Consider the following 22,566-nt stretch of genomic DNA (forward strand, 5'->3'; position numbering starts at 1 on the left):
AATTTATTGTTGGTTGCTTAGCTCGCAAAAGCATTGTCAGGCGGCGACATTGTCTAAAATTGAGGAAATTTGTCGACTATACCACCAAGTGAACGGTTGTAAATTGGGTTCATAAAACTAAAAGGTTGGCTACACGATGAAAATTGCTATTTTTGATAAAGATTATAAGTATCTGCTGAACCTAGCTGGGAAGCTATCATTTTTATGTCCTCGCGAAGAGTTCTCCGTATTTAATGAGCAAAAAAAGCTTGTATACGATCTGGTAACAAGGAATATCGATTTGCTGATAGCAGCAACGAACCCAGCCTTGCCGGCCGAGACACTTGAGCATTGCGAAACTCTTAAGCTATACAAAGAAAGGCCAGGTGGTTTTATCGAAAATCTCGCTGACGGTTTTTCCACCTGCGCCAAATGTAATGATGGATCGGATACGAACGGATCAGGCTGTTACAGCAATCTTACATGCGCGGCCAACGCCAGCGAAGCCACTGACCTTGTGCAAGAAATAAATCCCTATTACTGTACCGATTTCAGCCGCTACACTCCCCCAAAAAGGATCGCTGAATTTATTTTAAATCGAGCTGCAAACCATCCCGACCGCATAAATACCGTCGGTAAGATGATCGGCTTGCTTGCCCCGCCCTGTGATAACACCCAAGCAGTTTCAGCCGTCAACAAGCTGGTAGCTCAATATTCCACGCTAGGTCTGAAATTGCTGATTCTACCGTTTTGTCCACAACTTCTTTTTCCACTTCCTTGGTTAAATACAATTAACGGACATCATTTAAATGGAAATTCAACAGCTGATGAAAAAGTTAACGTTTCATCAGTTGAGGCATCCACAAATATATCAGCTGATTTCGACGACAAGCCGACGCTTAGCGAACTGATAAAAGCCATAAACATTGAAAACGGCGATGTGAATTCAATGTTCAAGCAAAGTGAGATTGAGCTCACGCCCAATGTAAGATTACTCTTGCCCTTTCGTCGTTATGACGACCTCATTAATCTTCAGACGGAGGAATGCACTTCACTTATAGTGGCCTTCAAAGAATTTGTACGAATAAGCGAACCTTTTACAGTAGGAATAATTTATATGTGCGGGCTTTCACCGGCTTCAACTGTTGCTTGCCTGAACCTCACCGGGACTACTCAAATTATATCGCCAACTATACCGGCATTTAATCACGTATGGCAACTCGAGCTGAAAGATATTATGGAAATTTCACCAGAGTTGAAAACAAAAATAACTCACTTGCCGATACTCGACCTGTAAAATCAGGTGAAAGCGAGGATAACATGGCTGAACTTGACCAAGCATTGATTAATGAAATTAAACATAATTTACTTACTACATTTTCACCTGATACCCAACTAGCCTTACGCAGAGAAATCGCTATCGCCATAGATCGCAAACTATCTTCCGGAAATATTGCTTTGCGCTTGCGCAATGAATATATAAATTATATATTCAACTCCATTGTTGGCCTGGACGTGCTTCAGCCGCTGATGGATGATCCTTCTATAACCGAAATAATGGTCAATGGCAAAAATACTGTTTTTGTTGAACGTCACGGCAAATTACAACCGGCAGGGGTCAAATTCAATTCGCAGCAGCATTTAGAAGAAGTAATAACCGGTATATTTGCACGGGCTAATAAGGAACTGAGCTTAGGACATCCGATCACTGACCTCAGGTTGGAGGACGGCTCAAGAGCCAATGCCGTTTTAGCACCTATTGCCCCGGACGGACCGGTTTTGACCATTCGCAAATTTACCGGTATTTTGCCAACCCCTGATGAAATTGTCGCTTCCGGCTGTTTAAACAAACAAGCGATGGAATTTTTGGCTGAAGCCATAAAGGCTAAGGAAAGCATATTTATTTGTGGCGGTACATCGGCTGGAAAAACAACCTTACTTAACGCACTGTCAACTTTTATACCTGTTCAAGAACGCATTATAACGGTTGAAGACTCGGCAGAACTTCAATTACGCAATCAACCTAATTTAGTTAAATTGGAAGCTCGGCCCGGTACAGTTGAAGGCCAAGGATCAGTCACCATAGCCGACCTAATAAAAACGGCCTTACGCATGCGCCCTGATCGCATTATTGTCGGTGAAGTGCGTGGCGATGAAGCCTACATGTTAATTCACGCTGCCAACACCGGGCATCCCGGCACCCTTTGCACAGGACACGGCAACAGTTCGGCCGACATGTTGATTCGTCTAACCAATATGATCTCCGGCTGCACCCGCTTGCCTTATCAGGCAATTTTACGAAATTTAGTCACAAGCATAAGATACATGATTAATATCAAGCGTCTCAGTAACGGTCGCAGACGGGTCATGTCCATCGATAGAGTAATCGGCTGCGATGAGCATTCAGTAAATCTAAGTCCAGTATTTATCTACGACGAAATTAATGACTGCCTAAAAAATATTTCAGATGGGATTTGACAAGAAAATTTGCTAGAGAGAAATTGACAAAGTTGTTTTGCTAAAAATACTTACCGGAAAGGAGAAAATAAAATATGAGGAATATTTTAAATGAATTGGCAAACAAATACCGCCGATATCGAGAAACAGTTCTTCTTGGAGCACTGGGGCTGATATTGATGTTTCCGGTAATCCGGCTGTACACCGACAATCTGATTTTAAATGTTTTATTGACGCTTCCCTTAACTTGGCCACCGGTTCACTGCTTAAAGCTGCTTTTGGCCTCTCGCCGGGCAAGACTGTATAGGCTTATTTTCGGACATTTTTTACAAATTATGTCCGCTGAGCTGACCGGTGGAATGACCTTTACCAACGCCTTTACCGGGGCCATTGCCGATTTGGTCCTCATAACAGGAACACGTAATCGTTTAATGCAGCAATTATGCAACGCCTCCGGAATGCTAGCTGCTCACCTGCCGGCGGCTCAAGTATTGGACGAACTGAGCAATCAAAGCGTTTGCCGTGAAGCCAAACCAATTTTAAAAATATTTTCCCTACAGTTGAGAAACAATGGCAATATGAATAACCTCTGCAAATTTGCGACCACGATGGTCAACGATTTAAACGACACGGAAGCTCAAATAACTGCCGACAGCAACAAACAAACCGTCGAAGCCTTCATTATGGCTGCAATGCCTTATATCATGTCAGCCATTTTGCAATTTTCTGCCGGAAGCTATTATGCCCAGGCTTCCATTACCACCCTAGGCCGAGTTATGAAACTGGCTTCTTTATTTGTCGCTGTAACAGCTTCTGCCCTGACTTTTTATATTGTTTCCCAAGGGCAGAGTGACGTGATCCCATCTAGTCGGCCGCTTTTCCCGATAAACACTTGCAGTAAAAGTAAAATTCTTTTACGTATAGGACAATCGCTTAAGCAGTTTTTGCCGCAAACAGTTTTACTTAATTTGCAAAGCAATCTGGCGCAAATAGGCATGCCTCAACCGCCGGTCGCCAAGCCAGACATGAAATCCTACTCGAACCATGGCGTAAAATTGGGTGGTTTGCCGCCGACGCAGCAGACACCGCCCAACGACAATTCCAACTTAACTTATGTTGACTTTTTTTGTGCCACCTTGCTACCAATTTTTCTAATCGGCTGTTCTATAACAGGCTTGCTCTTATACGGCATGAATACCGGGCTGTGGCTGTTTCCGTTCGGCGGTATAGGTCTGGTTTTACTTTTCATGCAACAGCCCAAGCAAAAAGCCGAGCTGTGTCGTTGTGATCTGATCAATAAATTTCCTTTTTTCGCTGGCTTGATTAACGCACTATTGAACAGCGGTTTTGTGCCTTATCGTGCCTTGGAAATAAGTATTAACCTTTATGCCGGTGAAACCGATGTGCTCGGTAATGCTCTACGGAAAATAAATGCCGACATGCGCCGTGGGGAAAATTATTGCCGTGGTTTGGTTGATTTAGCCAAACACAGTTATGTACCGGAAATACAATCAGCTTTAAACCTGATTAATCAATATGCTATACAAGGAAATGGGCAAGCCTTAACTCTATTGGCGGTACAATGTAACACCTGTTGGCAATTGAGTCGCAATACTATGCGAAAATATCGTGAAAAAAGCACTTTTAAAATACTGATTCCAATGATGTTAAACCTGATATCAATAATAATCCTTACGGTCGCCCCGGTTATTGCCACATTCAGTTTCAGCTGATTTCAGGCCTCGTTAAGCGGAAAGTGTTGACTTAAAATGGGCAGATCTCTTGTGCTGTCAGCAGGCAGGTAACTCCAATGCCCTCGCCTCTCCCCATACCACTCAAACCTTCGCCGGTCGTAGCTGTTATTCCTATTGAGGTAATCGGCAGGTTAAGCAGCTTTGCCAAAGATGAACGCATCGCCGGTATGTGCAACCATAGTTTCGGCTTTAAAGCTTCAATACTGAATGATGCATGAACGACAGTCAAGCGTGGATGAATTTCCTGTAATATTCTTAAAGACTCCGCCAAATACACTCGACTGTCTTTAATCCCAGCCCGGCACAAAGCATCGGCCGGCTTGCCCAAAAAAGGTGGACAGCCTAAGCCTGATATGGCATTGATCAGTGCGTGAATTACAACATCACCGTCACTGTTAGCTTCGATTAGGCAATCACAGTCAATGTCAACACCGGCCAACCGTAAACCATATTTGTTTGCCCCACCATCTGCGGTTTTCACCCTGAATCTGGCATCGAGGCAAGCTCCCATCTTGGTTTCACCCCGGTTATCAAACCCAGTTTGTCCTGGCTCTTTCGTAATAAACCTATGGTGATCCTGCCCCAAACCGGTGATGAAAATATAATGTTCCGACTTATCTCTGCCTCGGGACAATGACTGTTCCACCTAATTCTCCTCCGCTTCAGCTTTGGCAATAATAGCTTTTTTTCGGTCGATTAAAGCAGCAATCGCGGCCTTAGAGTTTTGCAGCAAATCAGTCGTTTGTGGCAAATATTCAATTTTACCGGCATCAATAAGCTCGGCTAACGCCGGATCAATAGGCATTTCGTCTAAGAAATCTGTTCCAACAGCAGCGGCGGCAGCGGCAGTCTTACCGTGCCCGAAAGGATACATGACTTTCCCGCAATCAGGGCATTTGACGGAAGACATATTTTCTACCAATCCCAGCAGTGGCACATTGAGCATGGCAGCCATTTTTGCCGCTTTACTGACAATCATCTGAACCAAATCCTGCGGTGTACTGACCAGTAAAAACCGATCTACCGGCAAGGACTGAAAAACTGTCAGCGGTATATCGCCAGTGCCGGGAGGCATATCCAACAAGAGGACATCAAGTTTGCCCCATTCTACTTCACTCCAAAATTGTTTAATCACATTAACGATAACCGGGCCTCTCCATACCACCGGGTCACCTTTATTGGGCAGCAATAAATTCAGGGACATCAGGGGAATATCAAGGGATGTCCGCGCCGGAATTAACACCTGATCCTCACGTTGCATCACCCCGTGTTCCAAGCCGAACGTATGTGCCATCGACGGGCCAGTTATGTCGGCATCCAAAATACCGACCTTGTAGCCAGCTTGTTGCAAAATAACCGCCAACAATGCTGTCACCGTTGATTTGCCTACACCGCCTTTGCCGCTACCAACAGCAACTGTAACCAAGGCACTGCTACCTTTCGTCATACTTAAAAAGTTCGGAACTGTTGAACAACCGCCTTCATTAGCCGAAGCACAACCGTCATGCGACGGGCAACCAGAACAATCAGCCATAAATTACCTCCTCTGCTTTCCTAAGCCTCAAAACCTTAAAACCACTGGCATGACCGACTGAATCACAATCTCCGGCCAATTCAGCACAATATTTTTGTAAAGATTCAGCCCCCTGCTTTTTTCCGACTACAAGGAACATCAAACCGCACGGCGCGAGGTGCGCATACGCATCAGCAATAAGTCTGTATAGTGGTTGTTTACCGATACGAATTGGTGGATTGCTCACAATCAACGAAAACTCTTCCTCTTTCAATGCACTGAACCCGTCCGATACATGTACAGGAATATCTAAGCCGGATGCCTGAACATTTCGTTTCGCCAAACTCACGGCACGCTCGTTTATATCAACAGCGGAAAACTTCAGCTGCGGTAAATATCCCTGCAAAACTATGGCAATAATTCCGATACCACAGCCGAGATCGAGTGCTCGTCCCTTGACTGATTCCAGCTCGGAACGAAGCTCCGCTTTTTTGAGCAAACATTCTAGAAAAACGCTTGTACCGATATCTAAGCCACGTTTAGCAAAAACACCGTTGTCACTCCATAAACGATAGGCACGCCCGTCCACCATAATATTAACTTCGCGCAACTCGCTCAATGCTGAAGGGTGCGCATCAAAATATTGAGCCATTATTCGTCTAAACGCAATACGCTCATAAATGCCTCTTGTGGCAACTCAACACTGCCCACCTGGCGCATACGTTTCTTCCCCTCTTTCTGTTTTTCCAACAGTTTCTTTTTACGTGAAATGTCGCCGCCGTAGCACTTGGCCAAAACATCTTTACGGAAAGCCTTGACAGTTTCGCGGGCAATAATTTTACCACCAATACAAGCTTGCACAGGAATTTCAAACATGTGCCGCGGAATATTTTCTTTCAATTTTTCGGTCATACGCCGCCCTCGCGCATAAGCTTTATCTGCATGGACGATAAATGAAAGCGCATCTACCACTTCACCGTTGAGCATTATATCCAGCTTAACCAAATCAGATTTACGATATTCTTTAAATTCATAATCCAAGGAAGCATAGCCGCGAGTACGAGATTTTAGCGCATCAAAGAAATCATAAATTATCTCATTCAGCGGCATCTCATAATGCAAACTTACCCGGCTGTCATCAATATAACTCATATTCTCATATATACCGCGGCGTTCTTGACACAAATCCATTACATTGCCTACATATTCTTTCGGCAACATAATCGTTGCATTAACCAGAGGCTCTTCAATGTGATCAATCTCGCTGAGGTCAGGCATATTAGTCGGATTATCCATCCTAATTGTTTTACCATCAGTCGTAATTACCTTGTACTCAACCGATGGAGCAGTTGAAATCAAGTCCAGACGGAACTCTCGCTCCAACCTTTCCTGAATGATTTCATAATGCAACAAGCCCAGAAAACCGCAACGGAAGCCGAAACCCAGAGCTTTGGATGTCTCAGCTTCGAAAGAAAGTGCTGCGTCATTTATCTGCAGTTTTTCCAAAGCATCACGCAAATCATTGTACCGTGCACTGTCAGCCGGATAAAGGCCGCAAAATACCATCTGCTGCACGTGTTTATAACCAGGTAAAGGCTCAGAGGCCGGGTTCGCTTTCAAAGTAACCGTATCGCCTACAGCCGTATCCCTCACGTTTTTAATGCTAGCAACCAAATAGCCGACATCGCCGGCATAAAGTTTCGCGTCCGGCACTAGCACGCCAGGATTGAAGTGGCCAAGCTCAGTAACGACAAAACTTTTGCCAGTATTCATCATCAAAATTTCATCACCGACCTTGACGCAACCATCTTTGATTCGCACATTGACGATTACCCCACGATAACTGTCATATTTCGAGTCAAAAATCAACGCCCGCAACGGAGCATCCTCACTTCCGTGCGGCGGTGGTAAAAGTTTAACAATTTTTTCCAGAACATCATCAATGTTTATATCCGCTTTAGCAGATATACAAGGTGCTTCACTTGCATCCAAGCCGATGACATCTTCAATTTCACCCCGCACGACCTCCGGTTGAGCTGAAGGAAGATCGATTTTATTTATGACCGGCAAAATTTCCAAGTCCGCATCCAATGCCAAATAGACGTTGGCTAAAGTTTGCGCTTCAATGCCTTGGGCGGCATCAACGACCAATACCGCTCCATCACAAGCGGCCAGGCTGCGGGAAACCTCATAATTGAAGTCAACATGTCCCGGCGTATCAATTAAATTAAGCTCATAATTATGACCGTCTTTAGCCATATAAAGCATTCTGACAGCCTGTGCCTTAATAGTGATGCCACGCTCCCGCTCTATATCCATGTTGTCCAAGACCTGGCTTTGCATTTCCCGCTCCGTCAAAACGCCGGTGTGTTCAATCAACCGATCGGCCAAGGTAGATTTACCGTGATCGATATGAGCAATTATTGAAAAATTGCGGATGAACTTTTGCCTGTCTGAACTCATTTTACCCTCCCCAAACTGTAGAACGGAAAAATACGGAAAGCTAAATATCCCATGATCGCTTTCGCCGGCACAACGCCAAAAACTCTACTATCTGTGCTGTGACTTCGATTATCACCCAAAACGAAATAGCTGTCCTTTCCTAGCAAAACACGGCTGTAGCTGCCGATTAATTCGGTCACGACACCTGAAGGCAAATATTTTTCCGGCAATTTTTTATCATTCACAAAAACTTGGCCGTCTTTAATTTCAACTGTTTCGCCAGGCAAAGCCACGATACGTTTCACTATGTCTTTATCAATATCAGGATTGTCAAGTTTAGCAGCGTTTATCGTAACAATGTCTCCACGGTCATAAGGACGACTAAACGTAGTCCGCAATTTATTTACCACCACTCTGTCCTGCGGTTTCAAGGTAGGGAACATAGATCTACCTTGCACTATGTTTACCTGAAAAACGAACTGTGACAGGAAATAATACAGCACCAGCGTGATACAGACAAACTTTACCCATTCCAGTACGTTCTTAAGCTTGCCATTGGAGTTTCCTTGCGACCCACCGGTTGATTCAACCCGGTCGAGCGCCGGTTCCGCTGCAGGTATCGGTTCTGTCATCTCTTCTTTCAGAAATTTTTCATCTGTCATAACAACATAGTCTCCTATCTCAAATTAAGACCGCTTGTTTCATCGGCATATCGGTTATTGGTTGCAAATACCGGCTAGATATTATTGGCTTAACCGCTATATCACCGATACGAGGCTCTCCGAGTTCCGTCAGGTCCGCGGCGAGTCATGTAGTTGCCGTACTGACTATCTTATACGTCCAAATTTGTGCATCGGTGCCGTTCTAAGCACACACTCGCCGACGATATCCGAACGAAGAATTGGGCCGAAGAAACGACTATCCAAGCTAGCACTTCGATTATCTCCCAAAACATAATATTGATTTTTATCCAAGACAACTTTCTTAAAGCGCAGATCTATCGGCTCCGTCACCGTACCCGAAGCCAGATACGGCTCGTCAAGTTTTTCGCCGTTAACGTAAACAGCCTCATCTTTCAGTTCAACAGTGTCACCACCTACCGCCACAACCCGCTTGACCAAATCGCCAACCTGAATATGTTCAGACAGATTACCGCTGTCAAGGATAATTATATCGCCACGCCTGATCGCTCCAATATGGGCAGCTAGCAAATTAACTAGGACATGCTCGCCGTCATCCAGAGTCGGTTGCATCGCAACTCCGCTAATCGCATTTCTCCGGCAGACGTAGCTGTTAAATAAAAAAGCGATTACCAGAACCAGACATAAAGTCTTTAGCCAACTCAACGTTAATTTAGCATAGCGGTGCCAGCCGCTTTTCATGGCAGACACGCTGTAAGCATTCTCCAAATCAGATGGGCAACTGACACGTTTTATGTTATCCGTCAAAGTCGCACTGTGAGGTCGTCTAAGCATTTCACGGCGATGCGCTGATTTTTTGCCACCTAATTCCAACAACAGCTTTTCCGGCAAAATTTTGGCTGAAGAATGAATGGCTTTAGTTGAATAATCGTTCGCCTGGTCAGCGGTGACATCATGATGGTTTAACATTTCATCAGGTGAAATCTTGGACAATTCAAGAAATTGGCCGTTTCCCTTTTTTATTTTGGACAATTTTGGCAACTTGAACGGTGACCCCGATTTAGCCGTCGGCTTGCTTTCCTTGCGACAATCAACACTAGGTTCTTTGAGCGTCCCTTTATTCGCCACGCTGGGAACCAATGATGTCTGCTCGCCGTTCACGCTCTCCGTCATTGATGCAGTTAATTGCAGCATTTCCGGCGTAATACGGACTGTATTTCTGGACAAATCAGGCTTGGGGGCATAGTTCCCGGCAGCCCCCGCAGAGGCTGGCACATCGTTCGACATGGCCTGACGAATATCCCCGGCCGTTCCGGATACGGTTCCGTCAGAAGAACTGTTAGCCACCTGATTCGCCGCTTTGTTCTCCTTAGCAGCAGCAAAATCAGCCGTAAGATGAGCCAACCGTTGCTGATCTACCGCAGGTCGCCGCACTGGCTTACTGTTGTCAGATCGATTAATCTTCTTGCCGAAAAACATCATTCATTTCCCTCGGCTATATCAGGTTGCAAATTAAGTTTAAGTTCAGCCAGCTGCTTGTCACTGACCGTTCCAGGGGCCATAGTCATCAAATCGGCGGAAGTTTGTACTTTAGGGAAAGCAATTACGTCACGGATATCAGTAATTCCGCTCAGTTTCATGACCAGACGATCCAGCCCCAAAGCACAACCGCCGTGCGGTGCCACCCCATAACGGAAAGCCTCTAGCAAGAAGCCGAAGTTCGCGAAAGCCTGTTCTTCTGTAAATCCGAGCAACCCAAACATCTGTTTTTGCAAATCCTGGTCATGGATACGAATACTGCCGCCACCAAGCTCAGTTCCGTTCAAAACAACGTCATAGGCTTTAGCACGCACAGCTCCGGGATCGGATGTGAGCAGAGGCAAATCCTCCTCCATAGGTGAAGTGAACGGATGATGCATCGCCGTATAACGATGCTCCTCTTCACTGTATTCGAGCAAAGGAAATTCGGTAACCCAAAGAAGTTTATATTGATTTTCATCAATCATATTCAAACGTTTAGCAACTTCACAGCGTAACTGACCCAAAGAGTCTTGAACGACCTGATATTTATCCGCCACGAAGAGGAGAAGATCGCCATCCTTAACAGATAATTTTTGCTTTATTTCAGCAATATCGACATCCGTTACAAACTTAAGGAAAGAGCCACGGGTTTCCGCGCCGAAAGCCAGCCAAGCCAACCCGCTGGCCCGATAAGTCTTGACAAACTCACCTAAACTGTCGATTTGTTTCCGAGTCATGCTCGCAGCACCGGGAACCTGAATACAAGCGACTCGTCCCTTGGGCAAAGCCAAAGCATTTTTGAAGACCGCGAAATCAAGTTTCGCTGCCCAATCAGAAACATTATTGATTTCCATAGCAAAACGCAGATCAGGTTTATCGGATCCGAATCGTTCCATTGCTTCAGCATAAGGCATACGTTGGAGTGGAAGATCAATTTTTATCCCTTTTATTTCAGCAAAAATCTCTGCCAACAGGCCCTCAACCACCGTCTGAACATCTATAGGATTGACAAAAGACATTTCCAAGTCGACTTGCGTAAATTCCGGCTGACGATCCGCTCGCAAATCTTCATCGCGGAAACATCTGGCAATTTGAACATAACGGTCATAACCAGCAACCATAAGAAGCTGCTTATAAAGCTGCGGTGACTGCGGTAAAGCAAAAAAATGTCCCGGGAAAACTCGACTAGGCACCAAATAGTCACGTGCACCTTCCGGGGTGCTGCGGCCAAGCATAGGTGTCTCTATTTCCAAGAATCCATGCTCATTGAAATAACGATGAATGATGTTGGTGATGTTGTGGCGCAAAATCAAGGTACGTTGCATGTCGGGCCGACGCAAATCCAAATAACGATATTTCAGCCGCAAAGAATCCTTAGCCTGCATTCCTTCTTCAATGTAAAACGGTGGCGTCTCAGCTTCACTTAAAATTCTAATTTCGTCCGCCAAAATTTCGATATTGCCGGTTTTCATTTGCGGATTAGGCGCACTGCGGCGAGATACTTTACCGATAACCGCCAAAACATATTCGCTTCTCGTCTTAGCTGCAGCCGTGCGGGCAGCTTCCGGCGAACTTTCGTTGACGCAGATTTGAATTTCGCCAGAGCGATCGCGTAATGTAATGAATATCAGGCCGCCAAGGTCGCGTTGTTTATGACACCAACCCATCAATGTAACCTGTTCACCTACCTGATTGTCCGTGACTTCCGCGCACATGCAACTGCGGTGCAAATCAGCTATTGATTTATTGTTCATACATGCAACTCCTTTATTTTATCTTCAAAGTCTATTCGTTATATTCTGCTGGAATATCTTGCTCATTGACTGAACGCGGCAAATCATCTCAGTAAATTCAGATTATGCGGCAAATCTTCCCAATGTATCGATGTCTTGCTGCCGTCTTGCATATTTTTAAGCTCAGCGTAACCGCTTGTCAATTCATTTTCGCCCAAGACTAAAACGAAACGCGCCCCGATTTTGTCGGCAAACTTCATCTGCGCTTTCAAAGTCCGTCCGCACAAATCAGTTTGGGCCACAATGCCGCCTTCCCGCAATTGATTGATCAGGCACATGGCTTTCCACTGCGCGTTTTCCCCCATAGGAGCGACATATATATCTGTCGGTGTCGGTCGAGGAATGTCCAATTGCTGTGCTGCCATTTCCATGAGCAGCCGCTCTTCGCCCAAAGCAAAACCGACCGCCGGAACCGCGGTTCCACCCATCTCTTCAACCAGGCAGTCATAGCGACCGCCCCCACAAATAGTCCCCTGCGTACCTACATTTTCCGAAACAAACTCAAACACAGTTTTAGTATAATAGTCAAGTCCGCGAACAATATCCGTATCAATCACAAACGGTATGCCGAGAGCGGTTAAGCCATCCTTTAATGCAGCGAAATGTTCCGCACTTTCCGTATCGAGATAGTCCAAAAGCCGCGGAGCATTGCGAGCTATTTCGTGGCAATGATCCACTTTGCAATCCAAAACACGCAACGGATTTTTGGCCAGACGTTCGCAACAATCACCACAAAGCTCCGTCTCATACGGACGCAAATATTCGCGCAAAACTTTGTTATATTCTGACCGGCAGGCAGGTGTTCCTATACTGTTGATATGTAAAGCGGTCGAATGCAAGCCCAGCCGTTTGAAAAAACTGTGCAGTAACGCAATCATTTCAATGTCCATCATCGCTCCGGCAGCCCCAAAAGCCTCGGCTCCCAATTGGTGAAACTCGCGATAGCGGCCTTTAGCCACCCTTTCATAGCGGAACAAGTTCAAGTTGTAATAAAGCCTTACCGGATAAGGCAAAGAACTCATGCCCTGTTCAATGAAACTGCGCACTACACCGGCCGTTCCCTCCGGCCTTAAGGTCATACTGCGGTCGCTTTTATCCAAAAAAGTGTACATTTCTTTACGCACGATATCGGTTGAACCGCCGACACCGCGGGCAAAAACCTCAGTTGCTTCGAATGTCGGTATGCGAATTTCCGAAAAAGCGAATTGCCGGCACACCTCAGCAAATACCCGTTCAACATACTGCCAACGATATATTTCGTCAGGCAGAATATCCCTCGTTCCCCGTGGAGCAGAATACTTCATACAAAACTCTCCTTATAAACATTCATCTGACAATTATACTTTATTATCATTCAAATTCATAGGTCAAATTAGCCAAAGCCATAATGCCGGCCGTTTCAGTTCTCAGGATACGTCGCCCTAAGCTGACTACCTGAAAGCCGCTTTCTTTAAGAACACCAATTTCATCGGCTGCCAAACCTCCCTCCGGCCCTATTACAATGCAGATATGTTCAGGAATGCCACAATGTTTGCGATAATCACTTATGGCATCGGCCAAACTTAGACTTCGCTCTTCTTCCCAAGCCACCACCCGCAAGGTGTTCGGCAAAAGCGCAAGCTCGGCAACGCAAGCCTTCAGATCGGTAACTGGATGAATAATCGGACATCCTGTACGGCCGGACTGCAAGGCCGCAGCAGCGATTATTTTGTTCCAACGTATCACTTTTTTGCTCAAATCCTCTTTTTTGACCCTTGCTATGGATCGTTGCAAGTTAAGCGGATAAAAATCGGTTGCTCCAAGTTCGACGCCTTTTTGCAAAATAAATTCCCATTTGTCACCCTTAGGCATACCTTGGATAAGATAGACTCGGTACGGAGGTTCAGTATCCGCCAAACAATCTCCCATTCGTTTTACGCAGCCATTTTTTCCTAACTCACTGAAAAAGCGTCGGCCGGACTTGTCCACAAGCAGAACTTTTTCACCCGATAGCGCACGTTGCACATTACACAGATGATGCCGAGCCGCTGCATCCAAACTGATTTGCTGCCATCCTTCATCCAAATCGACTTCCAATCTTACTTTCTTCATGCATCCCCCGAGTTTTCTTAAAAATTATTCATTACAGATTGATTATTGATCATTTATTATTGCTTATCACAATCACTCTCAGTTAGCGCAATTCAGAACACCCAACGACCAACGACAACCGATACTTTAGAACATTCAGAACCGTCACGGAGTACATTTTAATATAAGTGCCGGAAAAACGCGACAAAATCCGACAAACTTCGACAATTTATTGAGTGCGAGTCGCGATCTTGTTATACTTGACACAAGCGTACATTGCGCTAATTTTAATGAAAGGCAAATTAATGTGACAAAATTAATTTCATGGAATGTCAACGGTCTGCGCGCCTGTGTTGAAAAAGGATTCGTAGAATCGATGCAACATCTTTCTGCCGATATAATATGTATCCAAGAAAGCAAATTACAAGCCGGACAAATAGATCTCGATTTACCTGGATACTGCCAGTATTGGAATTACGCCCGCAAAAAAGGCTATTCCGGCACGGCTATTTTCAGCAAAATCGAACCTCTGCGAGTAACCTATGGAATGAATATGCCGGATCACGATCAAGAGGGTCGCCTGATCACCGCTGAATTTCCCGACTACTACTTATGTACGGTTTACACACCGAACTCCCAGGACGGACTTAAACGCTTGGTTTATCGACAAAGCTGGGAACGAGATTTTCTCACCTATCTTCAGGAACTAAGACGAGTTAAACCGGTTATCATATGCGGGGACTTAAATGTAGCCCACCGTGAAATCGATCTGAAAAATCCTGCTGCCAATCGCAAAAATCCCGGCTTTACCGATGAAGAACGCGCAGAATTTCAAACTTTGCTCGATGCAGGATTTGTTGATACTTTTAGATATTTTTATCCTGAAAAGCCGGAAGAGTATTCGTGGTGGTCTTACAGGTTCAACGCCCGTTCACGTAATGCAGGATGGAGAATTGACTATTTTCTAGTTAGCAACGAATTGACCGACCGTTTGCAATCCGCCTCCATTCATCAAGAAATTTTCGGTTCGGACCATTGCCCGGTCGAACTGATTTTAAAATAAATCGGCAGATAATTAATGATTATCAATACGAGGTGTCTATGTCTAAAGAAAAATCGCTTTATTTTTGCAGTGAATGCGGCTATGAAACGCCGGGATGGTTGGGCAAATGCCCGGCCTGTGGGATGTGGAATACCTTAGTTGAATCTACTAAAATAACCGGCAAGCCAACCAATCGCAAAACTGCAGGGGGCGGAATCGGCGCCGGGATCCAAAATGGTTGGTTGCAGAGTCAAGTCCTCGCCGATGCGACAAAAACCGGCCGAACCGCCTCAGATACGGGCACAATTTTGACACTTGCTGAAATAGAAGCAAAAAAAGTTGACCGCTATTCTTCCGGGATGGCAGAGTTTGATCGTGTTTTGGGCGGCGGCTTCGTTCCCGGATCGATCGTTTTGGTAGGTGGCGATCCTGGTATTGGAAAGTCAACTTTGCTTTTACAAATTTGCGCCGAAGTTCCTACGAACAATATAATTCTTTACGTCTGCGGTGAGGAATCACCAGAACAAATAAAACTGCGGGCGCGGCGGCTTAAAGTAAGTCGCAAAGAACTGCGACTGCTGCCCGAGACTTCTTTCGACAAAATTGCCGCCGCCATAATAACCCACAAGCCATCTCTGGTCATCATCGATTCAATTCAGACTATTTACGCTGAAGATATTGCTTCCGTGCCAGGCTCAGTCAGCCAAGTGCGGGACTGTACAGCCGGATTTATGCGCTTGGCCAAAATGCTTAATATAACTATGGTTCTTATCGGTCATGTGACCAAAGATGGCAATCTGGCTGGGCCACGTATTTTGGAACATATGGTTGACACGGTGCTTTACTTTGAGCAAAATGCCCAAAGCGACCTCCGCTTTATTCGGGCCGTAAAAAACCGTTTCGGGGCAACCAATGAGCTAGGGATTTTCAGCATGCATTCAACCGGACTCACGGCAATTCAAAATCCGTCAGAAATGATGCTAGCCGGACGGCCGCTCAATACACCCGGTACGACCTTAACCGTAACTTCTGAAGGAACTCGACCGCTGTTGATCGAACTGCAGGCCTTGATTGTTCCCTGCAATTACTCCGTCCCGCAGCGCATGACATCCAATTTAGACCGCAATCGGGTTTCTATGTTATTAGCCGTGGCTGATAAGTTTCTACAAGCCAAATTTGATACCTCCGACGTTTACATAAATATCGTAAGCGGTCTGAAAGTAAATGATACTGGAACCGACTTGGCGGTAGTATCCGCCCTTCTCTCCAGCAAACGGAATTTACCGTTGCCGCCGGATACTCTTATTTGCGGCGAAATAGGCCTTACTGGAGAACTGCGTCCGGTAAACTCAATTGCCGGCAAAATTGCCGAGGCAGATAGACTTGGGATTAAGCAGATGATTTTGCCGAGCAGCAACCACTCTACTTGTCGGCAGTTGAAAGAACCCTCACGTGTAGAATTGATTTTTGTCGATAATTTACGGCAAACAGCCGATATTTTGTTCAAATAGGTAGGGCTATCTATGCACCTAAATAATTTTATCGCAATTGTTATGGCCGCCGGTTCTGGGCAGCGCATGGGGCTAGGTTACAACAAGCTTTTGTTTAACCTCGCCGGGCAAAGCGTTTTGGAAAGAAGTGTGCGTTGCCTGCTCAGTGAACCGAGACTTAGCCGCGTATACGTCGTTGCCGCCGCTGAAGATTTCAAGTTGTTTGCGCCTATTTTAAATCGGCTCGCGGCCAGCGATCAGCGTTTGAACTCTAACTGCATAAATGGCGGCAGTACCCGAACCGCTTCGGTCCACAATGCAGTCGAATTTTTAAGTCACAGCGATCCGCTACCCGACTTCCTTTTGATCCACGACGGGGCGCGTTGCCTGCTGAGTCACCAACTGTTAAGCACAATAATTGACACAGTTAGTAAAGGTTTGGTCACTGCTCCAGCGCTACCGCTTACAGACAGCATCCACCAAGTTGATGTTAACGGACATGCCATGGCCGCCATGCCGCGTGATAATTTGCGGGCCGTGCAAACCCCTCAAGCCTTTCCTTGGCCATTTATTTACAGGGCTTATTCAGCCTCTACACTTATGAATAGTACAGGGACAGCCAAGTACACCGACGACATCAGCTTGATGTACGCCTTAAACATTCCCGTACAATTCGTTCCCGGGGACTATAAAAATATTAAGCTAACCAGCCCGTTGGACATAATATTGGCCAAAGAATTTCTTAGATCATCGTCCAGTCAGGAAAACTGAAGCCGCCTAATAGCCTAATGAGCTTCAATACTGGTTCAAAGCTGCCGTTCTTCGGTTAACAACTACTATTAATCAGTTAACACCGAGTCAAGCAAATCATATGCTACACAAGTTAGCACTAAGTCCACCGGACCGCTGCCAGTAACACACGTTGCTGCACATGTATATGCAGATATAATATTGATCATATATTTTTGTGCAAAATTGAAAAAATATACTGGCCATCTTGTTTATTTTTATATTTAGCTGTAGACTAATTCTTTACACAGGGGGAATTTTATGCGCTTAGGTTTTTTTCGCCAAAGTTTAGCTGAACGCCGAGAAATGATTCTGTATGGCAACACGCTGAAAACTATCATGTATTTGTCATTACCGACTTTGATGATGGCCGTAGTGCAATCATTAATACCTCTTACAGACGGATTATATTTGAACAACACATCTTCCGTCGCAGTTGCGGGCGCAGTCGGATTTGCCGTACCGATCATTAACATACTAACATCTTTATCTCAAGGCCTTTCCGTCGCCGCCCTGGCAATTCTCGGACAGATCTTTGGGCAAGGAGACATCCCGAAAGTTCGCCATTGTGCCTCTCAAACCATGTTCTATTCCTTCCTTTTCGGCTGTTGTATCGCCCCGTTCACCCTCTTAGCCGCCTTCATTCTGCGCTCACAGGTTAATCACGAAATTGCCGCTCCTTTATTCAATTACTTGAGTGTTTACTCCCTCGTGTTACCCTTTCTTTTTACTGCGTCAATTTATAACGCAATCAAAAGTGCCACCGGCCAGCCAGAAGCCAACTTCATTCGTATGCTCTTTTTGTTCATTCTGAAATTGATCTTTAACGGAATTTTTCTCTCCTGGCTCCATTTAAACGAATTCGGAGCTGTTTTGGCTTCGCTCGGTTCTTATCTCACCATCAATGCTTGGATGTTGTACGACTTGTATATAGCCGATTCCGAAACCAGACTGACGTTCAAAAATATCAAACCCGACAAGGTTTTTCTGACATCTTTGGTAAAACTTGCTATTCCCTCTATGCTCAGCAATATGATGGTGTACTTCGGTTTCACTTTAATCAATATGGAAGTATCATCTTTTGGCAAAGTTGCCCTGAATGCTCAGGTAATAGCCTCCAATGTCAGCGCGATGGCATTCACCGTGCCTTCGTCAATTGGCTCAACCATAACCGCGCTTGTAAGTATGAACATCGGCATCAACCGCACACGGCAGGCAAAAAAATCTTACTTTATTGGCTGTCTGGTCAGTATCGTTATTTCAGCGATTCTAATCGCCATTTTTTTACCTTTGTCACCATATTTGGTACTCATGTTTCGTAATGATCCCGATATCGTGGATATATCTGCCGGTGCTTTACGCATATACCTCTGGTCAATAATAGGTTTCGGAATCTACATGGTAACCAACGGAGCTTTCATCGGTTTGGGACGCACAAAAATGACTTTGATCAGTGGAGTTTTGCGGATATGGTTCTGCCGTTATCTGTTTATTCTAGCCTTCGAAAAAACTTTGGGTGTTTATTCAATATTTTGGGGAAACCTGTTTTCTAACACTATATGCGGCATAATTTTCAGCGCAATTCTAATCCTATGTCTGCCTTGGAAATCGGTAATTCAGGACAAGCTGTCGCAGATCGGCCGCTGACAGGCGAGAACTGCCCAATCGCCTGCGTCAAGCCGCCGGCCACTCACAGACAACCATCGCTAGATCGCCGCCCGAGCCGCCGGCCGTCAGCTCCGTCACGTCAATATCGTCAATCCATTTTCTGCCAACTTGGATCGGACGGATTCTCCCTAAAAGCCAGTAACTTTCGCTGTTGTTTGGCATCTATGTAACCCGACTCTAACGCAACACTTAAAAGCTCCGTCAAATCCGTCAAAGTAAACAACTTAACGTCAGCAACTGTCATCGCTTCTTCCGCTCTTTTCATACCATAAGTAAAAATTGCCACCATTCCCTGCACATCAGCGCCAACAGACCGCAAAGTGTCAACTACCTGTAATGACGAACCGCCGGTAGAGACTAAATCTTCAACTACTACGGTTTTTATTCCGGTCGGGACAACCCCTTCAACCGCATTTTCCTTGCCGTGATCTTTAGCTTTGGCGCGAACAAAACCCATGGGCAAACCAAGTTGCCAACCACAAATGGCAGCGTGAGGAATACCGGCCGTAGCCGTTCCCATCAGACATCCCGCATCCGAAAATTCCCTTCTTATCAGGTCACACAAGGCATTTTCAACTTTTTCCCTTTCCTCGGGGTAGGATAAAATCAAACGATTATCACAATAAATAGGCGATTTTATACCTGAGGCCCAAGTGAACGGGGCATCAGGGGACAAAGTTACCGCCTTAATTTTCAAAAGGATTTCAGCTATCTCACGCATATTAATTATCTTCCTTTCAAACAGCTTATAAATCTATAAAATTACAAGCTTATAAACTTATATATCACTAAACTCTAGGCTTCCGACGTCGAATATTTTGCTCGGCAGCAGACTCATTCACCTTACTGATGAAATTCCGCTGCGATTTGCCGATAAGCTGCCAAAGGATCCGCGGCCGCCGTTATCGGCCGACCTACCACAATGTAATCAGAGCCTATTTCCGCCGCCTGCTTCGGAGTAACCACCCGCTTTTGATCACCAGCAGTCGCAGTGGCCGGCCTTATCCCCGGAGTTACAGTCAAGAAATCTCGCCCTAAGACTTTATGAATGCGATCAACTTCCCAAGCCGAACAAACAACACCGTCCAGTCCAGCTGTTCGAGCAAGTTCCGCGTAATGAAGCACTGTAGCCTGCATCTCATGATCAATCCACAACTCTTGCCGCAATTCGTTTTCACTGATTGAAGTAAGTTGAGTTACAGCGATAATTTTTGCTGTGGAGCCACTATCTCGTAATGTTTCCACCGCTCGGCGCATCATCGTAACACCACCGGCAGCATGAACGTTAATAATGTCCGCACCTAATTTCGCACAAGAACGCACAGCTCCAGCCACCGTATTCGGTATGTCATGAAATTTCAAATCAAGAAATACTTTGTGACCTGCTTGCTTAATTTTTCGTACGATGTCCGGACCCTCAGCGTAAAAAAGTTCCATCCCTACTTTGACAAAAATTGATTCGTCAAACTGCCGTAAAAATTCCATTGCCCTTACCTGATCAGGGAAATCCAACGCCGTAATAACCTTTTTCATGTTTCCTCCTTAGTGAAAACCGCCGTTTTTTTATTTAATTTAACATTTAACAACAATATATTCTATTTCGTTTGATGAGCATAACCTACCGCGGCAGCTGCCGAAGCAAATCCGTGCTGATGTAAGAGTTCAGCCAAACCGGCAATTATTTCCGGACAAACAAACGGATTGACAAAATTGGCCGTTCCAACTGCAACCGCTCCGGCCCCGGCATACATCATTTCCAAAGCATCCTCCGCAGTCATAACCCCTCCCATACCGATTAAGGGAATTTTCACCGCACGATAGACTTGATAAATCATCCGTACAGCCACCGGTTTTATGGCTGGCCCAGAAAGACCTCCGGTACCGTTGGCTAAAACAGGTTTACCAGTTTTCAGGTCAAGACGCATGCCGAGCAAAGTGTTGATCAAGGACAAACCGTCGGCACCACCTGCCTCAGCCGCCTTGGCTAGGACGGTAATATCAGTTACGTTGGGTGAAAGCTTCATGTAAACAGGACATTTAGACACAGTCTTTATTTTACTCGTCAATCGTTCAACCATGGCCGGATCTTGCCCAAAAGTAATACCGCCTTGCTTTACATTAGGACAAGATATGTTCACTTCCAAAGCACCTACTCCGGGGCATTCCGACATCTCGGCTGCCACTTGCAGATATTCGCTTTCAGAATTTCCGGCAATATTTACCAAAAGAGGCAAATTATATTTTCTCAATGCGGCAATTTTTTGTTTCACCGCCGCTATCCCAGGATTCGTTAAACCGATGGCATTTAGCATACCACCATAAGTTTCCGTCACCCGCGGCATCCCGTTACCCGTCCGAGGTTCAAGTGTAACGGCTTTAGTCGTTATCGTCCCTAAACAACTTAAATCATACAACTCGCCATATTCTTCACCGAAACCAAACGTACCGGAAGCTGTAAGAATGGGATTTTTTAAATTAAGCCCCGGCAAGCTGACACGCATATCCACAGCCGCAGGCATTTTTTTGTTTTCGACTTCAAATTCCACCGATAATAACCTCCCCAGCCTGAAAAACCGGTCCGTCTTTACACACCCTGCGCAAGCCGTGACGCGTAGCGATGGCACAGCCGTAACAAGCTCCCATGCCACAAGCCATACCGGCCTCAAAAGACAGATAACCTACCAATTCAGGCAATTCAGCATTTACACAGGCCAATAACGGCAATGGTCCACAAGCATAATATACATCGGCTAACGCGCCCAGTTCCTTCAATTTAACATCAACCCGCCCGGCCGTCCCACAACTACCATCTTCCGTTGTCACGACAACCTTACCAAATTTTTCCAGCATTTCTACCCCGAAGACATCGTTGCGGCTGCGAAAACCTAACAATGCTATGACTTGATGACCGCGGCTGAACAATTGTTTGGCCAATTCATAGAGCGGCGGCATTCCCAGCCCCCCACCGACAAGCAAACAAGTTTTCTCACCTGATGTCTCAGCCGGCTCAGGCAAAGGAAAGCCTTGCCCCAATGGCCCAATAATATTAAGCATTTCACCTTGCTGATATTCGGACATATCTTTTGTACCATGCCCGACAACTTTATATATAAGGCGCAACTCTTTCGCATCGACCGCCCAGTCATGGATAGAAATCGGCCGCCGCAAAATTTTGCTTCGATCCTTGAGCTGCACTTCGACGAAAGTCCCCGGCGAGCAGGTTTCACCCAAGTCAGGCGCGTGAAGCCTAAGCATAAAAACATTTTCCGCTATACTTTGATTGGAAATAATTCGGTAAGATTTTACTTTTGGTGCCAGACTACCTGCCATATTTGGCGTTATATTTGCTCCCATATTAACTGTCAATTTCTCCCTCCTAAACAACAGTTTCGAACGACCACCGACCA

At 45.5% G+C, this 22,566-nt stretch carries 20 protein-coding genes; 7 read left to right on the top strand and 13 right to left on the bottom strand.

The genetic code is table 11. The features are described 5' to 3' along the window. Positions 1-136 precede the first annotated feature (136 nt). The 3 genes from HMPREF0868_RS04715 (at position 137) to HMPREF0868_RS04725 (ending at position 4,169) form a co-directional block, all read left to right on the top strand. Positions 137-1,276 (top strand): hypothetical protein, encoded by a 1,140-nt coding sequence (locus tag HMPREF0868_RS04715; RefSeq protein WP_012993560.1) that lies wholly within the window; start codon positions 137-139, stop codon positions 1,274-1,276. Positions 1,277-1,299: 23 nt separating this feature from the next. Then, complete coding sequence (locus HMPREF0868_RS04720; protein WP_012993561.1) at positions 1,300-2,457, top strand: TadA family conjugal transfer-associated ATPase; 1,158 nt, start codon at positions 1,300-1,302, stop codon at positions 2,455-2,457. Between the two features lie 74 nt (positions 2,458-2,531). After that, positions 2,532-4,169, top strand: coding sequence for a hypothetical protein (locus HMPREF0868_RS04725; RefSeq protein WP_012993562.1), 1,638 nt, complete (start codon positions 2,532-2,534; stop codon positions 4,167-4,169). A gap of 31 nt (positions 4,170-4,200) precedes the next feature. On the opposite strand, the gene HMPREF0868_RS04730 is transcribed toward HMPREF0868_RS04725, so the two are convergent. The 9 genes from HMPREF0868_RS04730 to HMPREF0868_RS04770 all read right to left on the bottom strand — a co-directional run bounded on the left by HMPREF0868_RS04730 (position 4,201) and on the right by HMPREF0868_RS04770 (position 14,191). Next, positions 4,201-4,836, bottom strand: a complete 636-nt coding sequence (locus HMPREF0868_RS04730) for a 2-C-methyl-D-erythritol 2,4-cyclodiphosphate synthase (protein WP_012993563.1) — start codon at positions 4,834-4,836, stop codon at positions 4,201-4,203. After that, on the bottom strand, positions 4,837-5,724 hold the full coding sequence (locus HMPREF0868_RS04735) for a P-loop NTPase (protein WP_012993564.1): 888 nt from the start codon (positions 5,722-5,724) through the stop codon (positions 4,837-4,839). It abuts the gene before it with no gap. Then, positions 5,717-6,355 (bottom strand): class I SAM-dependent methyltransferase, encoded by a 639-nt coding sequence (locus HMPREF0868_RS04740; protein ID WP_012993565.1) that lies wholly within the window; start codon positions 6,353-6,355, stop codon positions 5,717-5,719. Before HMPREF0868_RS04740 ends, HMPREF0868_RS04735 begins: the two co-directional genes overlap by 8 nt. After that, positions 6,355-8,166: a translation elongation factor 4 gene (gene lepA, locus HMPREF0868_RS04745; protein WP_012993566.1), complete on the bottom strand. Its 1,812-nt coding sequence runs from the start codon at positions 8,164-8,166 to the stop codon at positions 6,355-6,357. The genes HMPREF0868_RS04740 and lepA overlap by 1 nt, the downstream gene beginning before the upstream one ends. Then, positions 8,163-8,807: a signal peptidase I gene (gene lepB / locus HMPREF0868_RS04750; protein WP_012993567.1), complete on the bottom strand. Its 645-nt coding sequence runs from the start codon at positions 8,805-8,807 to the stop codon at positions 8,163-8,165. The genes lepA and lepB (HMPREF0868_RS04750) overlap by 4 nt, the downstream gene beginning before the upstream one ends. A 165-nt stretch (positions 8,808-8,972) precedes the next feature. Continuing rightward, the gene (lepB, locus tag HMPREF0868_RS07960; protein WP_012993568.1) at positions 8,973-10,268 is read right to left on the bottom strand and encodes a signal peptidase I; all 1,296 of its coding nucleotides are present in this window, start codon (positions 10,266-10,268) and stop codon (positions 8,973-8,975) included. Continuing rightward, positions 10,265-12,061 carry an aspartate--tRNA ligase gene (aspS, locus tag HMPREF0868_RS04760; protein WP_012993569.1) on the bottom strand — a complete coding sequence of 599 codons (1,797 nt, stop codon included), beginning with the start codon at positions 12,059-12,061 and terminating at the stop codon, positions 10,265-10,267. Before aspS ends, lepB (HMPREF0868_RS07960) begins: the two co-directional genes overlap by 4 nt. 83 nt (positions 12,062-12,144) lie before the next feature. Next, positions 12,145-13,404 (bottom strand): histidine--tRNA ligase, encoded by a 1,260-nt coding sequence (gene hisS / locus HMPREF0868_RS04765; protein WP_012993570.1) that lies wholly within the window; start codon positions 13,402-13,404, stop codon positions 12,145-12,147. 46 nt (positions 13,405-13,450) lie between these two features. Beyond that, positions 13,451-14,191 carry an RsmE family RNA methyltransferase gene (locus HMPREF0868_RS04770; RefSeq protein ID WP_012993571.1) on the bottom strand — a complete coding sequence of 247 codons (741 nt, stop codon included), beginning with the start codon at positions 14,189-14,191 and terminating at the stop codon, positions 13,451-13,453. A gap of 286 nt (positions 14,192-14,477) precedes the next feature. Between HMPREF0868_RS04770 and HMPREF0868_RS04775 the strand changes: the two genes are divergently transcribed. The 4 genes from HMPREF0868_RS04775 to HMPREF0868_RS04790 all read left to right on the top strand — a co-directional run bounded on the left by HMPREF0868_RS04775 (position 14,478) and on the right by HMPREF0868_RS04790 (position 19,138). After that, the gene (locus HMPREF0868_RS04775) at positions 14,478-15,233 is read left to right on the top strand and encodes an exodeoxyribonuclease III (RefSeq protein WP_012993572.1); all 756 of its coding nucleotides are present in this window, start codon (positions 14,478-14,480) and stop codon (positions 15,231-15,233) included. 38 nt (positions 15,234-15,271) lie between these two features. After that, positions 15,272-16,723, top strand: coding sequence for a DNA repair protein RadA (gene radA, locus HMPREF0868_RS04780; RefSeq protein WP_012993573.1), 1,452 nt, complete (start codon positions 15,272-15,274; stop codon positions 16,721-16,723). 12 nt (positions 16,724-16,735) lie between these two features. Next, the gene (locus HMPREF0868_RS04785) at positions 16,736-17,473 is read left to right on the top strand and encodes an IspD/TarI family cytidylyltransferase (RefSeq protein WP_012993574.1); all 738 of its coding nucleotides are present in this window, start codon (positions 16,736-16,738) and stop codon (positions 17,471-17,473) included. Between the two features lie 279 nt (positions 17,474-17,752). Continuing rightward, the gene (locus HMPREF0868_RS04790) at positions 17,753-19,138 is read left to right on the top strand and encodes an MATE family efflux transporter (RefSeq protein ID WP_012993575.1); all 1,386 of its coding nucleotides are present in this window, start codon (positions 17,753-17,755) and stop codon (positions 19,136-19,138) included. A 109-nt stretch (positions 19,139-19,247) separates the two neighbouring features. On the opposite strand, the gene pyrE is transcribed toward HMPREF0868_RS04790, so the two are convergent. The 4 genes from pyrE to HMPREF0868_RS04810 all read right to left on the bottom strand — a co-directional run bounded on the left by pyrE (position 19,248) and on the right by HMPREF0868_RS04810 (position 22,525). Beyond that, complete coding sequence (gene pyrE, locus HMPREF0868_RS04795) at positions 19,248-19,880, bottom strand: orotate phosphoribosyltransferase (RefSeq protein WP_012993576.1); 633 nt, start codon at positions 19,878-19,880, stop codon at positions 19,248-19,250. 122 nt (positions 19,881-20,002) lie between these two features. Next, entirely contained in the window at positions 20,003-20,692 is a 690-nt protein-coding gene (pyrF, locus tag HMPREF0868_RS04800; RefSeq protein ID WP_012993577.1) for an orotidine-5'-phosphate decarboxylase, read from the bottom strand. A gap of 62 nt (positions 20,693-20,754) precedes the next feature. Then, complete coding sequence (locus HMPREF0868_RS04805) at positions 20,755-21,705, bottom strand: dihydroorotate dehydrogenase (RefSeq protein ID WP_012993578.1); 951 nt, start codon at positions 21,703-21,705, stop codon at positions 20,755-20,757. After that, the gene (locus tag HMPREF0868_RS04810; protein ID WP_012993579.1) at positions 21,695-22,525 is read right to left on the bottom strand and encodes a dihydroorotate dehydrogenase electron transfer subunit; all 831 of its coding nucleotides are present in this window, start codon (positions 22,523-22,525) and stop codon (positions 21,695-21,697) included. The genes HMPREF0868_RS04805 and HMPREF0868_RS04810 overlap by 11 nt, the downstream gene beginning before the upstream one ends. Between the last annotated feature and the right edge of the window lie 41 nt (positions 22,526-22,566).

The organism is Mageeibacillus indolicus UPII9-5, assembly GCF_000025225.2.
GTDB lineage: Bacteria > Bacillota > Clostridia > Saccharofermentanales > Fastidiosipilaceae > Mageeibacillus > Mageeibacillus indolicus.

Coding starts and splice junctions, on each gene's coding strand:
- HMPREF0868_RS04715 (WP_012993560.1), top strand. CDS start 137: ATGAAAATTGCTATTTTTGATAAAGATTATAAGTATCTGCTGAACCTA.
- HMPREF0868_RS04720 (WP_012993561.1), top strand. CDS start 1,300: ATGGCTGAACTTGACCAAGCATTGATTAATGAAATTAAACATAATTTA.
- HMPREF0868_RS04725 (WP_012993562.1), top strand. CDS start 2,532: ATGAGGAATATTTTAAATGAATTGGCAAACAAATACCGCCGATATCGA.
- HMPREF0868_RS04735 (WP_012993564.1), bottom strand. CDS start 5,724: ATGGCTGATTGTTCTGGTTGCCCGTCGCATGACGGTTGTGCTTCGGCT.
- HMPREF0868_RS04740 (WP_012993565.1), bottom strand. CDS start 6,355: ATGGCTCAATATTTTGATGCGCACCCTTCAGCATTGAGCGAGTTGCGC.
- lepA (WP_012993566.1), bottom strand. CDS start 8,166: ATGAGTTCAGACAGGCAAAAGTTCATCCGCAATTTTTCAATAATTGCT.
- lepB (WP_012993567.1), bottom strand. CDS start 8,807: ATGACAGATGAAAAATTTCTGAAAGAAGAGATGACAGAACCGATACCT.
- lepB (WP_012993568.1), bottom strand. CDS start 10,268: ATGATGTTTTTCGGCAAGAAGATTAATCGATCTGACAACAGTAAGCCA.
- aspS (WP_012993569.1), bottom strand. CDS start 12,061: ATGAACAATAAATCAATAGCTGATTTGCACCGCAGTTGCATGTGCGCG.
- hisS (WP_012993570.1), bottom strand. CDS start 13,404: ATGAAGTATTCTGCTCCACGGGGAACGAGGGATATTCTGCCTGACGAA.
- HMPREF0868_RS04770 (WP_012993571.1), bottom strand. CDS start 14,191: ATGAAGAAAGTAAGATTGGAAGTCGATTTGGATGAAGGATGGCAGCAA.
- radA (WP_012993573.1), top strand. CDS start 15,272: ATGTCTAAAGAAAAATCGCTTTATTTTTGCAGTGAATGCGGCTATGAA.
- HMPREF0868_RS04785 (WP_012993574.1), top strand. CDS start 16,736: ATGCACCTAAATAATTTTATCGCAATTGTTATGGCCGCCGGTTCTGGG.
- HMPREF0868_RS04790 (WP_012993575.1), top strand. CDS start 17,753: ATGCGCTTAGGTTTTTTTCGCCAAAGTTTAGCTGAACGCCGAGAAATG.
- pyrE (WP_012993576.1), bottom strand. CDS start 19,880: ATGCGTGAGATAGCTGAAATCCTTTTGAAAATTAAGGCGGTAACTTTG.
- pyrF (WP_012993577.1), bottom strand. CDS start 20,692: ATGAAAAAGGTTATTACGGCGTTGGATTTCCCTGATCAGGTAAGGGCA.